This is a genomic window from Teichococcus deserti, assembly GCF_001982615.1.
In the GTDB taxonomy this organism is placed as follows: domain Bacteria; phylum Pseudomonadota; class Alphaproteobacteria; order Acetobacterales; family Acetobacteraceae; genus Pseudoroseomonas; species Pseudoroseomonas deserti.
The window spans coordinates 1-14542 of record NZ_MLCO01000282.1; the positions used below are offsets into that span (position 1 = coordinate 1).

A 14542-nucleotide genomic window follows, 5' to 3' on the forward strand; every position below is an offset into this window, starting at 1 on the left:
TCTTTGTTGTCCTTTTGCAGGTCCGGCCGGCCCGCGCCGTCGCACCGTGTAGGGTCGTGGGCGGCGTCGGTGGGTGATAAGGGCCCGCCGCCGCCCCCGGCGCCCCCCCCCGCCGGGCCAGTCCCGGTCGGCCCCGGGCCACCACCCGGCCGCGGCCCGCCGGGCGCCGGTCCAGGCCCTGGTCCAGGCCCCCATCCAGTCCCCGGTCCAGGCCCGCCGGCACCCCGTCCCGGACCACCAGGCGCTGGCCCCGGTGGTCCGGGACGGGGTGCCGGCGGGCCTGGACCGGGGACTGGATGGGGGCCTGGACCAGGGCCTGGACCGGCGCCTGGCGGGCCGCGGCCGGGTGGTGGCCCGGGGCCGACCGGGACTGGCACGGCGGTGGGTGGCGCTGGGGTCGGCGGTCCCGGCGGTCCGCGGCCGGGCAGTGGTCCGGGGCCGATCGGGCCGGGCACCGTGGTCGGCGGGCCGGGCGCGGGTGGTCCAGGGCCGCGGCCGGGCGGGCCTCCGCCGGCTGGCGGCGGGATGCCTGGCGGGCCGCCGCATGCGCCGGCAATGCCGCCGGTCCTATCGCCACGGCCAGGCCCGGGGCCGGGCGCCGGCCCGGTGGGACATCCGCCGCCGATGCCCGCGGCCGGGCCGGTCAGCCATCCGGCACCGATGCCGGCGCCGCGTCCTTCGGGTCCGCCGCCGGGGATGCATCAGGGCCCGCCGCCGGGCGGGGGCGGCCATCCGCCACCGCGCCCGCAGCCGCCGCAGCAGGAGCGCCCTCCGCGCTGACACGCCGGCATCGCGGGGTGAGGATGCCGCGGCGACACGGCGACCCACCCCGATCCTGGCTCATCGTTGGAGCAGAGGCGCTTCCGGGACTTCCGCCAGGCCGAGATGGCTGACGAAGGCCTCCAGCTGCTCGCGCGTGGCGTGGCGCAGGAAGAAGTGCTCGTGGGAGAAGTCCAGCGGACGGCTCCGGCCGAAGCGAAGGTCCGAGATGGTCAGGCCGAGCTCCGCCCCGACCCGCGCGACCTTCTTCTCCGGGCTCAAGGTCGCGTCGGGCTCGGCGAGCGACGTGTAGCGCTGGATGAAGTCCGGCACGATGGCGGTGCGGAAGATCAGGATGCCGGTCTGCAGCGGCTGGGGCGTGCCCTTGCCCGACGGGGCGATGATGCCGGCATCGGGATATCTGGCGATCTGCTGCTCGATGATGTTCTGCCCGTAGAACAGGCTGCCCTGCTCGACGAGGACCGCGTGGTCGCTGCCATTGCAGTAGGCATACATCAGCCCGCTGAGGAGCGCGCGCGACCATCCCGAATGGTGGTGCTGGCAACCGACGGCATGGCCGAAGTTCTGGCTCAGCTTCACCCAGTTGATGTTGGTGCCCTGCGGCAGGGAGGGCAGGAGCGGCGAGCCCGACTCGAGGATATAGATCTGATCGGGCGAGGTGAACGTCCTGACGCACCATTCCCAGAGGTAGAAGCACCCGACGGAGCGGACGTAGTCGTCCCCGAAGACGCGGTAGGACTTCGGCTCCGTGTCGCAGTACCAGCCCGAGATGATGTCGTACTTCATGCCCTCTCCGCCAAGGCTCACCGGCCCGGTTATGCCGCACCCCCGACGGCGGCGCCATTTCCCAGAGCGCTGAAAACAGACAGAAAAAAGAAGAGGTCCAGGGGAACTCCTTCCCCTGGCCTCACTTATCTTTTCGAAAACCGCAGCTCGAGCCCCCGGGCCCGCCATCCCGCCTCGATGACGGCCTTGTCGACCAGCCCCGAGGGATCCGCGCGGCGCGGCGCGGTGGCCAGCCCCGGTGCCCGGTCGCGCCGCCAGACGCCCAGCAGGCGGCGCATCTCGTCGAGCGGGGTGGGGTGATCATCGACCCGCAGGTCGAGGTCGGGGAAGTCTTCCGTGGTGATCAGCTTCATCGCCGCCGACTGCCGGCCGCGGCGGTCGCCGCCGGCGGCCTGGCCGGCGTCGAGCGCCAGCATCAGCCGCTCCGGCAGGGGCAGGGCGGCGGCGGAGGCGTAGCAGGCGGCGGTCTCGGTCACCACGCTCTCGCCCGCCAGCATGTTGCCGGCCACCGAGAAGCCGGGGCCGCTGGTGCTGCCGGCCCATTCGACGCAGCTCTCGCCGGTCCAGGCGGCCGAGTTGCCGTGGCGGTCGACGCAGTGGACCTGGCGCAGCGCCGCGCCGCGGTCGCCGGCCAGCGCGCTCTGGATGGCATCCGCCGGCGCCAGCCCGCGCGCCAGCCCGTCCAGCACCGCCGGCCCCAGATAGCGGTTGGTGAAGGACTGGGTGGAGACGGCGCCGATGCCGGGCCGCACGAAGGGGCAGGAGGCGCCGACGGCGAAGGCGCAGGTGGTGACGGCGACGGCGAAGGCGCCGCTGGCAGGGTCGTGCGCCACGATCGACCAGGTCATGCGGGGGATGCTCCTCATGGCTGTTGTCCTGACCGTGGCGGCGGGCGTGCAGCCGATCAAGGGGGCGGGCGAGCGTTGTTGCGTGAGGCGAAAGTCAGGATGCACCCCGCGAGCAGCGCAACCGTTGCAACCCTGGCGCGCCACGGCGGCGCGCGGCGGCCGCTCGAAAGTCTTGCTTCGCGAAGGGGAACGTGGTGCAAGCTCGCCCATGGCCGACCTGTCCTCCCAAGCCCTCCACCAGGACCGCATCCTCATCCTCGATTTCGGCAGCCAGGTGACGCAGCTCATTGCGCGCCGGGTCCGGGAATCGGGCGTCTACTGCGAGGTGTGGCCCTTCACCGCCAATGCCGAGCGCATCCAGGGCTTCGCGCCGAAGGGGATCATCCTCTCGGGCGGGCCGGCCAGCACGGTCGACGCAGGCAGCCCGCGGGCGCCGCAGGCGGTGTTCGAGATGGGGGTGCCGCTGCTCGGCATCTGCTACGGCCAGCAGACCATGTGCATGCAGCTGGGCGGCCTGGTCGAGAAGAGCGACCACCAGGAATACGGCCGCGCCTATGTCGAGGTGCAGGAGGCCTGCGCGCTGACCCAGGACGTCTGGGCCGCCGGCGCCCGCGAGCAGGTCTGGATGAGCCATGGCGACCGCGTCGCCCGCCTGCCCGAGGGCTTCCGCATCGTCGCGACCTCCGAAGGCGCGCCCTTCGCCATGGTCGCCGATGACAGCCGCCATTTCTACGGCATCCAGTTCCACCCCGAGGTGGTGCACACGCCGCATGGCGCGGCGCTGCTGAAGAACTTCACCCATGGTGTCTGCGGCTGCCAGGGCGACTGGACCATGGCCGCCTTCCGGGCCGAGGCGGTGGCGCGCATCCGTGCCCAGGTCGGCACCGGAAAGGTCATCTGTGGCCTCTCGGGCGGCGTCGATTCCTCGGTGGCGGCGGTGCTGATCCACGAGGCGATCGGCGACCAGCTGACCTGCATCTATGTCGACCACGGGCTGATGCGCGGCGGCGAGACCGAGCAGGTGGTCGCCACCTTCCGCGACCGCTTCAACATCCGCCTGGTGCATCGCGACGCCTCCGACCTGTTCCTCGGCCAGCTGGCCGGCGTCACCGACCCGGAGAAGAAGCGCAAGACCATCGGGCGGCTGTTCATCGAGGTCTTCGAGGAAGAGCAGGGCAAGATCGGCGGCGCCGACTTCCTGGCCCAGGGCACGCTGTATCCGGACGTGATCGAGAGCGTCTCGGCCACCGGCGGGCCCTCGGTCACCATCAAGTCGCACCACAATGTCGGCGGCCTGCCCGAGGGCATGCGCATGCAGCTGGTCGAGCCGCTGCGCGACCTGTTCAAGGACGAGGTCCGCGCGCTGGGCCGCGAGCTGGGCATGCCGGAGGAGATCGTCGGCCGCCATCCCTTCCCGGGGCCGGGCCTGGCGATCCGCATCCCCGGCGAGGTGACGCGCGAGAAGGTGCAGGTGCTGCAGAAGGCCGACCTGATCTACCTGGAGGAGATCCGCGCGGCGGGCCTCTACGACGCGATCTGGCAGGCCTTCACCGTGCTGCTGCCGGTGAAGAGCGTCGGCGTGATGGGCGACGGCCGCACCTATGACAATGTCTGCGCGCTGCGGGCGGTGACCTCGACCGACGGCATGACGGCGGATGTCTATCCCTTCACCATGGAGTTCCTGACGCGCGTTGCGGGGCGCATCGTCAACGAGGTGCGCGGCATCAACCGGGTGACCTACGACATCACCTCGAAGCCGCCGGGGACGATCGAGTGGGAGTAGCCCTCGTTAAATCGGACTTCACTGCCGGCAGCATGTATCCTCAATGGGCTGCGTTCATCCACGCGAATTGTCGTGGAGCTTACTAGCATCCCATGAACGGCGCGATTAGTACAAAGAGCTCTTCTCGTCGGTTGGATGTTTGTACAGACGATTTGGTGCGCGTTGGGTTGCTTCAGCGGGTAACCCGGCGGCACCTTCAATATAGTAGGGGCGCAGCGAAGCCCACGGTATGGGGCGGCCACTATGTTAGCCAGATTGGGACTGGCTATGATTTTGCCAGCCAGCGCCCCCTCTTCGCCGCCACTCCGCGAAATGTCATAAAGGCGGCGCCACCACTGGACGAATCATCAGGATGCTAGGAGCCTGAGGAGCACGATCGTGTAGGCATCCTCCAGTTGGTGATTCGATGAGCGACATAAAGCTTTTTCGTACGGAGAGTGGTTCAGTCGCCGAGCTCTACGGTAGTGCCGTTGCACTCGAAAAGTCCTTACAGACGCTGATTGAATGCAACATGGAAGCATTCCTGGGGGTGAGATTTCTTGCTTCCGAGTTCTCGACCACGAATGGCGGGCGTATGGATACGCTCGGCATCGATGAGAATGGTTCGCCTGTAATCGTTGAGTACAAGCGGGCGAGCAACGAAAACGTCATCAATCAAGGTTTGTTCTACCTCGACTGGCTCATGGACCATCGCCGGGATTTTGAGTGGCTGGTTTTAGAGCGTTTTGGTGCCACTCAAGCACAGATGGTTGACTGGGGAGCGCCGCGACTAATTTGTATAGCTGGCGATTTCACCAAGTACGATGCACATGCGGTCAACCAGATGAACAGAAACATAGCACTGATCCGCTATCGCCGCTTCGGCAGTGAGCTACTGATGTTCGAACTGCTGACCTCAGCATCTGAACGGGCTGGCCGAGAAATCTTAATCAGTAGTAGCGCACAAGGTGGATCCGCGGCAACAAGAACGCGGGCTCGCCAGAAGACTGTCACGCAGTATCTTGAAGATGCAGACCAAAGTCTTTCTGATCTTTATGAAGCGGCTAAATCCTATCTGCTGGCATTAGGCGACGACGTCCAGATAAAGATCTTGGATAATTATATTGCCTTCCGTCGTTTGAAAAATTTTGCGTGTGTTGAAGTTAAGCCGCAGATAAAACATCTTAAAATATTTGTTAAGGTTGATCCAGAAGAAATTAATCTTGAAATTGGATTCACGCGCGATGTCCGTAATATTGGACACTTCGGGACCGGAAATCTCGAAATAATTATTGCAGATATTGCCACGTTAAACAAAGCTAAGCCGCTGCTAGAGCGCAGCTACGATGGAGCCTGATAGGATCGAGGTTTTAAGGCCGTCAACTGCGTGGAGGGGTTGGCTTACTTGCGCGGTGCCACGCCAGCGGCGATAGGATCGAAGCACGCCACCAGCATCTCCGTCAGCACCCGCACCTTCCGCGACGGATGCGGCCCCGGCGGGCGGATGACATAGATCCCGGCCGGCGGCGGCGGGTGGCGCGGCATGACCTCGACCAGCGCGCCGGAGGCCAGGTGCGGCGCGGTGACGCCGTCGGGGATCCAGGCGATGCCCAGCCCGGCCAGGGCGGCCGCGGCCAGGGCCGTCGCATTGTCCGCCTTGAAGCGGCCCTGCGGCCGGACGGTCACAACCCGCTCGCCATCCATCAGCTGCCAGGCCTCGGTGCCCTGCATCAGCGCCTGGTGGGCCGGCAGCTCGTCGGGCGTCTGCGGCGCGCCATGCGCTTCGATATAGGCCGGGCTCGCCACCAGCTTGCCGAGCAGCGGGCCGATGCGGCGGGCGACCATGGCGGAATCGGCCAGGTAGCCGACGCGGATGGCGCAGTCGAAGCCCTCGGCGATCAGGTCGACGAAGCGGTCGCTATAGGCGGTGTGGACCTGCAGCCGCGGGTGGCGCCGGGCCAGCTCGGCCAGCACCGTCGCGAAATGGGTGGGGCCGAAGGTCAGCGGCACGGCGACGCGCAGCCGGCCGCAGAGCTCGCCCTCGGGCAGCAGCGTCTCGCGCGCCTGGTCGATCTCGGCGCAGGCGCGGGCGGCATGGTCGCGGAAGGCGCTGCCGGCCTCGGTCAGCGCGGCGCCGCGGGTGGTGCGCGCCAGCAGCTGCACGCCGAGCTCCGCCTCCAGCCGGGCCAGCTGCCGGCTGACGATGGATTTCGACAGGCCGAGCCGCCGCGCCGCCGGCGAGACGCCGCCCGCATCGGCCACCTCGACGAAGGTCCGCAACGTTTCGATGTCCAAGATCGCGTTCCCGATTCCGCGACACAGCTTGGCACGGACCGGCGCTACCGCAAGGCAAGACAGGATGACAGGGTCCGACCCGCAGGCGGCGCCGCGCGCGGCGCAAGTCTTCGCCACAACAGCCGCAACAATTGCGGCCGAGAGGAAGTATTCATGACCCTTCGCAATGGCCTCGCCTCGCTTCTTCGCCCCCAGGATTCGGTGCTGGTGCTGATCGACCACCAGCCCTTCCAGCTGACCAACCTGAACAGCCACGACCCGCAGATGGTGATCAACAACACCACCGGCCTGGCCAAGGCGGCGAAGGCCTTCGAGGTGCCCACCATCCTGACCAGCGTGATCGCGCGGCAGGGCGGGCTGATCTTCCCGCAGATCACCGATGTCTTCCCCGGCCAGGCGGTGATCGACCGCACCTTCATCAACACCTGGGAGGACCGCCCCTCGGTGGATGCGGTGAAGGCCACCGGCCGCAAGCAGCTGATCATCGCCGGGCTGTGGACCGAGGTCTGCGTCGCCATGCCGGCGATCCAGGCGGCGGGCGAGGGCTGGGACGTCACCGTGGTCACCGATGCCTGCGGCGGCGTCTCGGTCGAATCACACCAGGTCGCCATCCAGCGCATGCTGGCCGCCGGCGTGAACATGATGACCTGGCTGGCGGTCGCCTCCGAATGGCAGCGCGACTGGGCCCGCACCGAGCATGTCGCCGGGCTGATCGAGGTGATGAAGCAGCATGCCGGCGCCAGCGGCATCGCCTACCTCTGGGAGCAGCAGCTGCTGAACACGCCGGTGGGCTGATCCGGCGCGGGGGTGGCGGCGCGCGTCACCCCCGCCGTGGCGGGCTGGGAACTCTGGCGCCTCAGCTGTCGAAATACCCCGCCCTCGCCAGGTCCTGCAGCAGGCCAGGGCCGTCCGGCTGCCAGCCCAGCCTTTCGCGCGTCCAGGCGCTGTCGGCCGGATTGTCCAGCCCCGCGAAATGGGCGAACCAGCCGAAATGCGCGGCGGCCTCGGCGGCAGGCAGGCCGGCGGAGGGCAGGCCGAGGCCCGCAGCGATCGCCCCGGCCAGGAGGCGGAAGGGGATGCCGCGCTCGGCGACCGCGTGGAAGCGGGCGCCGGGCGTGGTGTGGTCCAGCGCCAGGCGGAACAGCCGCGCCGCGTCAGACCGATGCACCGCCGGCCAGAGATTGGCCCCGTCGGCGGCAAAGGCGGAAAGCCCTTTCTCCCGCGCCAGGCGGATCAGCAGCGGCACGAAGCCATGATCCCCCGCCCCATGCACCGAGGGCGGCAGCCGCACCACCGCCACGCGTTTCCCTGCGGCCGCCAGGGCCTCGGCCGCCTCTTCCGAGGCGCGGCGCGGATTGTGGCTGCTGGCTGGCACGCCCTGCGATTCCAGCGCCATTCCTGCGCCCGCCAGCAGGGCGGTGCCGGAGGTCACCAGCATCGGCGCCCCTTCGGCCAGCCCGGCGCCGAGCGCCGCGATCGCCCGCCGGTCGGTCTCGCAGCTTTCGGCGAAGCGGGAGAAATCATGGATGAAGCCGGCATGGATGACGGCCTCGGCCGCGGCGGCCCCGGCGGTCAGCGTGCCGGCATCGGCCAGGTCGCCGCGATGCGGCGTGGCGCCGGCGGCCTGCAGCGCCGCGGCGGCGGCGTCGCTGCGCGCCAGGGCCAGGACGTCATGCCCGGCGGCCAGCAGCTCCGGCAGCAGGGCCGATCCGATGAAGCCGGAGGCGCCGGTCAGGAAGATGCGCATGGCTGGAAAACCTTTTCTCGAAGCCCGCACAGGCTAGGTCCGCCATCCGCGACGCCCTATGCTGGATCGGCCAGAAGAATGTCGCGAGCGTCCAGGAATGGATCCCCTTTCCGAAGTCCTGTCGCTGTTGCGGCCGCGCCACCACCGCTTCGGCGGCTTCACCGCCGGCGGGCGCTGGGGCCTGCGTTTCGCGCCCTATGCCGGGATCAAGTGCTATGCCGTGGCGGAGGGCGCCTGCTGGCTGGCGCTGGACGGCGAGGCGCCGCGCCGGATCGCCGCCGGCGACTGCTTCCTCCTGCCCCGCGGCCGCGGCTTCACCATCGCCAGCGACCTCGACGCCGAGCCCTTCCAGGCGCTGGACCTGCTGCCGCAGGCGCGCAACGGGGCGCTTGCGGCGCTGCCCGGCGGGCGCGACTTCGCTGTCATGGGCGGGCATTTCCTGGTCGAGGAGGCGCCGGCCGCGGCGCTGCTCGGTGCCCTGCCGGCCATCGTGCACCTGCCCGGCGAGGCCGAGCGCGACAGCCTGCGCTGGAGCATCGAGCGGTTGAGAGAAGAACTCGCCGGGGAGCAGCCGGGCGGCGCCTGGCTGGTGCAGCAGCTGGCCTCGATGATCCTGGCCCAGGCGCTGCGCCGCCACCTGGCCGAGACCGGGGCGCGCGCCACCGGCTGGCTTTTCGCGCTGGCCGACCGGCCGCTGCGGCTGGCGCTGGGCGCGCTGCATGCCGCCCCCGCCCGGCGCTGGAGCCTGGCCGCGCTTGCCGCCGAGGCCGGCATGTCGCGCTCGGCCTTCGCGGTTCATTTCCGGGCGCGGGTCGGGATGGCGCCGATGGCCTATCTGACCCGCTGGCGCATGCTGCTGGCGGCCGACCGGCTGGCGCATAGCGGCCAGCCGCTGTCGGAGATCGCGGCGGCGCTGGGCTATGCCTCCGACAGCGCCTTCGCCGCCGCCTTCAAGCGCGAGATGGGCGCGCCGCCGCGCCGCTTCGCGGCCGGTGCGCCCCTTGCGGCAGCGACCGCGCCGGGCCGATAATCCGCGTCACCGGCCCGGCAGAGGCCCGCGCCCTGGGGAGGGCCGCCCGCCTTACCCTTCCAGGCGATATCCCCGATGCCCGCAAACCTTCCCGTCCGGCTGTTCGACATCGTCACCCCCGGCAGCACCAACCACCACGGCACCCTCTTCGGCGGCATTGGCCTGGCGCATATGGACAAGGTCGCCTTCATCGCCGCGGCGCGCTTCGGCCGGGCCGATTTCGTCACCGCCAGCTGCGAGCGCATCGACTTCGCCGCCCCCTGCCGGCTGGGCGACATCGTCACCGTCGAGGGGCAGGTGGCGCGCCGCGGCCGCCGCTCGCTCGGCGTGGAAGTGCGCCTCCTGGCCGAGGCGCCGCTGACCGGCGAGATCCGCCATTGCGGCGGCGGGCTTTTCTCCATGGTCGCCATCGGCGAGCCGGCGCCGGTCTTTCCCGAGCTGGTCGAGGGCGCGGCGGACACCGAAGAAGAGCTGCGCATGGTCGACCTGGTGCTGCCCGGGCTGACCGGGCAGGGCGGGCGGATGGCGGCCGGGCGCAGCATCGACGCCATGGCCCGCGCCGCCTGGATCGCCGCCACCCGCGCCACCCGCCAGGAGCTGCAGGTCGCCGAATCCCGCGACGTGGTGCTGGAGCAGCCCATCGCCCCGGGCGAGGTGATGGAGCTGGTCCCGCGGATCGAGGGCACCACCGCCGACGGCGCCTGGGTCGGCGTCGAGCTGCGCGCCGAGGATGTGCTGACCGGGGTGCAGCGCCGCTGCGGTGGCGGGCGGTTCCGGCTGGCGGCGGTCTCCGCGCTGGCGGCCGTCGCCGCCTGACGGGGCGGGAAATGGTCACGCCAGGGCTATCCCCGCCCTCTTCACTTCATGCAAGACTTGCATGGTCGCGCGGCCGGCCGGCCCCCAGATGAGGGGGCGGGGGCCGGGCGGGCGCGCGCATCGCCCCGCGCCCAGGCCATCGAGGAGCACGAAAAGACAATGTCTCTGCGGATCAACGCCACCGCGCCGAACTTCCAGGCCCAGACCACCCAGGGCCAGATCGATTTCCATGAATGGATCGGCGACAGCTGGGCGATCCTGTTCTCGCACCCGAAGGACTTCACCCCGGTCTGCACCACCGAGCTGGGCTACATGGCCGGACTGAAGCCGGAATTCGACCGCCGCAACACCAAGGTCATCGGCCTGTCGGTCGACCCGGTCGACAACCACGCCAGATGGGCCGCCGATATCGAGGAGACCCAGGGCCACGCCGTCAACTTCCCGATGATCGGCGACACCGAGCTGAAGGTCGCGACCGCCTATGACATGCTGCCCGAGGGCGCCGGCACCACCTCGGAAGGCCGCACCGCCGCCGACAACGCCACCGTCCGCGCGGTCTTCGTCATCGGCCCGGACAAGAAGATCAAGGCGATGCTGACCTACCCCATGACCACGGGGCGCAATTTCGACGAGGTGCTGCGGCTGCTCGACAGCTGCCAGCTGACCGCCCGCCACACCCTGGCGACCCCGGTGAACTGGCGCCCGGGCGACGACGTCATCATCCCGCCGGCGGTCAGCAACGAGGTCGCCGCGCAGAAGTATCCGGCCGGCTGGAAGACGCTGAAGCCCTATCTGCGCGTCGTCGCCCAGCCGCGCGACTGATTTTTGTCCAGGTCCGGGCGGCCGGTGGCCGCCCGGGGCGTCGCCCGGGGGTACACCATGCCAGTATCGCGGTCCTTCCTGGAGCTGGTGCTGGGGATGCTGGCGCCGCTTGGGCCGGTGCCGCACCGCGCCAGTTTCGGCGGCGTCGCGCTGTTCCACGGTGAGCGCATCTTCGGCATCGTCACCGGCGACGACCGCCTGTTCTTCCGCACCGACGACGCGACCCGCCCCCGCTTCGAGGCCGCGGGCGCCGAGCCTTTCACCTACGCGACCCGTCGCCAGGGCGGCACGCGGGTCGTGGCGCTGTCCTACAGCGCCCCGCCCGAGACGATGTTCGACGACCCCGATGAATTCCTGGAATGGGCCCGGCTGGGGATGGCCGCCGCCGCCCGCGCGCCGGCGACGCCGAAGCGCAAGAAGAAGGGGTGAGGCGGCGGACCGTCCTGGGCGGCGCGCTGATCCTCGCGATCCTGGCAGGCGGCGCCGGACACCTCGCAGGCCGGATGCATGGTGGCCTGCCCTTCTGCGAAGGGATGTGGCGGCAGGATCTGCAGCTGCAACGGGCCACGGCGGGGCTGATCGGCCTCGTCGTCTTCGGCCTGGCGATGCTGCTGGCGGTCATCGCCGCCTTCCTTGATCCGTAAGACCTATCCGCCGCCCTTCGGCACCGGCACTCGCTTCGGGGTAGCGTTGTCGTAGCATCTTCGCCAGCGGCGCCGTTGACGGCCTTGGCATACGAAGCATATACGCTTCGTATATCGAAGCAGCTACAGGAACCCCCGCCATGGGCATCGTGAAGATCGACGACGCGCTGCACGAGGAGATCCGCCGCGCCAGCACGGTGATGTGCCGCTCGATCAATGCCCAGGCCGAGTTCTGGATGAAGATCGGCATGCTGGCCGAGGCCAATCCGACCCTGTCCTTCACCGATATCCTCCGCCGCGAGCTGGCCGCCGCCCAGGCCCAACCCGAGGCCGAGCGCCCGGCGGCCTGAGACCATGGTGAAGACCGCCGACGAGCTGGCGCTGATGCGCGTCTCCGGCCGGCTGCTGGCCCGGGTCTTCGAGATGCTGGACGGCATCGTGCTGGCGGGGATGTCGACGCTGCAGGTCAACGACCTGGTCGAGCGCTTCATCACCGAGGCGCTCGAAGCGCGCCCGGCCAGCAAGGGGCAATACGGCTTCGGCTTCGTGCTGAACGCCTCGGTCAATCAGGTGGTCTGCCACGGCGTGCCGGATGCGGCGCAGATCCTGCGCGACGGCGACATCGTCAATCTCGACATCACGCTGGAGAAGAACGGCTATCTCGCCGATTCCAGCAAGACCTATCTGGTCGGCGAGGTCGCCCCCGCCGCCCGCCGCCTGGTCCAGGTGGCCGAGGCCGCGATGTGGCAGGGCATCGCCCAGGTGCGGCCCGGCGCGCATCTGGGCGATATCGGCCATGCCATCGAGCGCCATGCCAAGCGGAACGGCTGCTCGGTGGTGCGGGAATATTGCGGCCATGGCATCGGCCGGGCGATGCATGAGGAGCCGCAGGTGATGAATATCGGCCGCCCCGGCGCCGGGCTGCGGCTGCGGCCGGGCATGGTCTTCACCATCGAGCCGATGATCAACCAGGGCCGCCGGCAGGTCGCCACCGAGCCCGATGGCTGGACCGTGGTGACGACGGACAGAAAACTGTCGGCGCAGTTCGAGCACACGGTGGCGGTGACGCCGAGCGGGGTCGAGGTGCTGACGCTGCGCCGCGGCGAGGCCGCGCCATGATCGAGCGCCTGGCCGGCTTCCAATTCGCGCGCGCCGGCGCCGTGGCGGGCGGGCGCGCGCCGCTGGTGCTGCTGCATGGCAGCGGCGGCTCCGAGGACTCGCTGCGCGGCTTCGCCCAGGCGGTGGCGCCGGACCGGCCGCATCTGGCGCTGCGCGGGCCGTTGGACTGGGAGGGCGGCCACGCCTTCTTCCGCCGCAACCCCGACCGGACGCTGGACCGCGCCGACCTGGCGGCGCAAGCCGGGCAGCTCTGCGGCTTCCTGGCGGCCCTGGTCGTGGAGGGCCATCCGCCGCCGCTGCTGCTGGGCTATTCCAACGGCGCCATCATGGCGACCGCGGCGCTGCTGCGGGGGGCGGGGCTGTCGGCCGGGGCCGTGCTGCTGCGCCCGCTCTCGCCCTGCGCCGGCGAGGCCCTGCCGCCGCTGGACGGCTATCCGGCGCTGCTGCTGGGTGCGGTGGCGGATGCGCGGCGCGACCCCGGCGACACGCCGCAGCTGGCGGGGCAGCTGCTGCAGGCCGGCGCCCTGGTCACCGCGCGGCTGCTGCCCGGCGGCCATGCGCTGGGCGAGGCCGATGCGCAGCTGACGCGCGGCTGGCTGGCCGGCCTCTAGGGTAACTTGGCTTCGGAAGAACGAAGCCAAGTTACCCTAGCCGTTTGTTTGATCGCGTGATTCAGGCTTTTCGGTGATTCCACCTCAAGCCATCACGCTCTACGCCACCTCTTCCACCGCCGCCTTCAGCGCGATCACCGCGCGGTCGATCCGCTTCGGCTCCAGCGCGCCATAGCCCATCATCAGCCCCAGGCTGTCCGGCTGCGGCGCATCAGGGGCATAGAGCGGCGCCACCGGATGGATGCCGATCTGGCGACGCAGCGCGGCCGCGCGCAGCGGCGCCGCGGCGGCGGCGGGCAGGGCGTCCAGCCAGGCCAGCAGATGCAGCCCGGCGGCATCGCCCTCGATGCGGATTGCCTCGCCGAAATGGCGCTGCAGGGCGTCGATCAGCGTGGCGCGGCGCTCGGCGTTGCGGCGGCGCAGGCGACGGATATGGCGCTCATAGGCGCCGCTCTCCAGCAGGGCGGCGAGCGCGGCCTGCTCCAGCGCCGCGGTGTGGCGGTCCATCAGCTGCTTCGCCACCGCGAAGCTTTCTGTGAGTGCCGGCGGCAGCACCAGGTAGCCGAGGCGCAGCGTGGGGGAGAGCGTCTTGGAGACCGTGCCGAGATAGATCACCGGGGCGCCTTCGCCCTCCTCCGCCAGGGCGTGCAGCGGGGGGACAGGAGAAATGTCGTAGCGGAACTCGCTGTCGTAGTCGTCCTCGATGACGAAGGCGGCCTCGCGCCGGGCCCAGTCCAGCAAGGCGCGGCGGCGCGCCACCGGCAGCACCCCGCCCAGCGGGAACTGATGCGACGGCGTCACATAGGCCAGCCGCGCCGATGTTTTTTCCAGTTCCTCCGTGCGAAGCCCCTCGGCGTCGACGGGAACCGGGATCGCCTCGGCGCCGACACTGGAAAAAATATGGCGGGCCATGGCGTAGCCGGGGTTCTCCATGACGAAGCGGTCGCCCGGGTCCAGCAGCAGCCGCGCGCAGAGGTCCAGCCCCTGCTGCGAGCCGTTGACCACGACGATCTGCCCGGGCTCGCAGCGCAGGCCGCGGGCGCGCCACAGATAGGCCTGCAGCGCTGCGCGCAGCTCCGGCACGCCCTGCGGGTCGCCATAGGACAGGCGGTCGGGGCGGCGGGCGATGGCGGCATCCACCGCGCGCTTCCACAGCAGCGTCGGGAAATCGCCGGCAGCCAGGTCGCCATAGCGGAAATCGGCGATCAGCCGGGCGGGCGAGGCCTGCCAGCGCGCCGGCCCCGACCGCCTGTCCTATGGCGACCCGCAGGGCGTGCCGGAG

At 70.1% G+C, this 14542-nt stretch carries 16 protein-coding genes; 11 read left to right on the forward strand and 5 right to left on the reverse strand.

The features are described 5' to 3' along the window. Window positions 1-840: 840 nt before the first annotated feature. On the reverse strand, window positions 841-1566 hold the full coding sequence (locus BKE38_RS31010) for a hypothetical protein (RefSeq protein ID WP_076959767.1): 726 nt from the start codon (window positions 1564-1566) through the stop codon (window positions 841-843). A gap of 125 nt (window positions 1567-1691) precedes the next feature. Then, complete coding sequence (locus BKE38_RS24100; protein ID WP_242662553.1) at window positions 1692-2432, reverse strand: DUF1028 domain-containing protein; 741 nt, start codon at window positions 2430-2432, stop codon at window positions 1692-1694. A gap of 190 nt (window positions 2433-2622) precedes the next feature. Between BKE38_RS24100 and guaA the strand changes: the two genes are divergently transcribed. Both guaA and BKE38_RS24110 read left to right on the forward strand, forming a co-directional pair. Further along, window positions 2623-4197 (forward strand): glutamine-hydrolyzing GMP synthase, encoded by a 1575-nt coding sequence (guaA, locus tag BKE38_RS24105; RefSeq protein WP_076959769.1) that lies wholly within the window; start codon window positions 2623-2625, stop codon window positions 4195-4197. A 406-nt stretch (window positions 4198-4603) separates the two neighbouring features. After that, window positions 4604-5533 carry a DUF5655 domain-containing protein gene (locus tag BKE38_RS24110; protein WP_076959770.1) on the forward strand — a complete coding sequence of 310 codons (930 nt, stop codon included), beginning with the start codon at window positions 4604-4606 and terminating at the stop codon, window positions 5531-5533. A gap of 44 nt (window positions 5534-5577) precedes the next feature. Here the strand turns inward: BKE38_RS24110 and BKE38_RS24115 are convergent, their stop codons facing one another. Beyond that, window positions 5578-6471, reverse strand: a complete 894-nt coding sequence (locus BKE38_RS24115; protein ID WP_076959771.1) for a LysR family transcriptional regulator — start codon at window positions 6469-6471, stop codon at window positions 5578-5580. A 153-nt stretch (window positions 6472-6624) separates the two neighbouring features. Here BKE38_RS24115 and BKE38_RS24120 point away from each other — a divergent pair, with 153 nt between their 5' ends. After that, window positions 6625-7266 (forward strand): hydrolase, encoded by a 642-nt coding sequence (locus BKE38_RS24120; RefSeq protein ID WP_076959772.1) that lies wholly within the window; start codon window positions 6625-6627, stop codon window positions 7264-7266. Between the two features lie 61 nt (window positions 7267-7327). Here the strand turns inward: BKE38_RS24120 and BKE38_RS24125 are convergent, their stop codons facing one another. Then, window positions 7328-8218, reverse strand: a complete 891-nt coding sequence (locus BKE38_RS24125; RefSeq protein ID WP_076959773.1) for an NAD-dependent epimerase/dehydratase family protein — start codon at window positions 8216-8218, stop codon at window positions 7328-7330. Between the two features lie 97 nt (window positions 8219-8315). Here BKE38_RS24125 and BKE38_RS24130 point away from each other — a divergent pair, with 97 nt between their 5' ends. The 8 genes from BKE38_RS24130 to BKE38_RS24165 all read left to right on the forward strand — a co-directional run bounded on the left by BKE38_RS24130 (window position 8316) and on the right by BKE38_RS24165 (window position 13260). Further along, on the forward strand, window positions 8316-9248 hold the full coding sequence (locus BKE38_RS24130) for an AraC family transcriptional regulator (RefSeq protein WP_076959774.1): 933 nt from the start codon (window positions 8316-8318) through the stop codon (window positions 9246-9248). 75 nt (window positions 9249-9323) lie between these two features. After that, on the forward strand, window positions 9324-10064 hold the full coding sequence (locus BKE38_RS24135) for an acyl-CoA thioesterase (protein WP_076959775.1): 741 nt from the start codon (window positions 9324-9326) through the stop codon (window positions 10062-10064). 159 nt (window positions 10065-10223) lie between these two features. Continuing rightward, complete coding sequence (locus BKE38_RS24140) at window positions 10224-10886, forward strand: peroxiredoxin (RefSeq protein ID WP_076959776.1); 663 nt, start codon at window positions 10224-10226, stop codon at window positions 10884-10886. Between the two features lie 57 nt (window positions 10887-10943). Beyond that, window positions 10944-11315 carry a TfoX/Sxy family protein gene (locus BKE38_RS24145; protein WP_076959777.1) on the forward strand — a complete coding sequence of 124 codons (372 nt, stop codon included), beginning with the start codon at window positions 10944-10946 and terminating at the stop codon, window positions 11313-11315. Next, window positions 11312-11530, forward strand: coding sequence for a hypothetical protein (locus BKE38_RS24150; RefSeq protein WP_076959778.1), 219 nt, complete (start codon window positions 11312-11314; stop codon window positions 11528-11530). The genes BKE38_RS24145 and BKE38_RS24150 overlap by 4 nt, the downstream gene beginning before the upstream one ends. 140 nt (window positions 11531-11670) lie before the next feature. After that, window positions 11671-11880, forward strand: coding sequence for a ParD-like family protein (locus BKE38_RS24155; RefSeq protein ID WP_076959779.1), 210 nt, complete (start codon window positions 11671-11673; stop codon window positions 11878-11880). Between the two features lie 4 nt (window positions 11881-11884). Continuing rightward, window positions 11885-12649, forward strand: a complete 765-nt coding sequence (gene map, locus BKE38_RS24160; RefSeq protein WP_076959780.1) for a type I methionyl aminopeptidase — start codon at window positions 11885-11887, stop codon at window positions 12647-12649. Further along, window positions 12646-13260 (forward strand): alpha/beta hydrolase, encoded by a 615-nt coding sequence (locus tag BKE38_RS24165; protein WP_207553659.1) that lies wholly within the window; start codon window positions 12646-12648, stop codon window positions 13258-13260. Before map ends, BKE38_RS24165 begins: the two co-directional genes overlap by 4 nt. A gap of 99 nt (window positions 13261-13359) precedes the next feature. Here BKE38_RS24165 and pdxR read toward each other — a convergent pair whose 3' ends face one another. Beyond that, complete coding sequence (pdxR, locus tag BKE38_RS24170; RefSeq protein ID WP_076959781.1) at window positions 13360-14469, reverse strand: MocR-like pyridoxine biosynthesis transcription factor PdxR; 1110 nt, start codon at window positions 14467-14469, stop codon at window positions 13360-13362. Window positions 14470-14542: the final 73 nt, after the last annotated feature.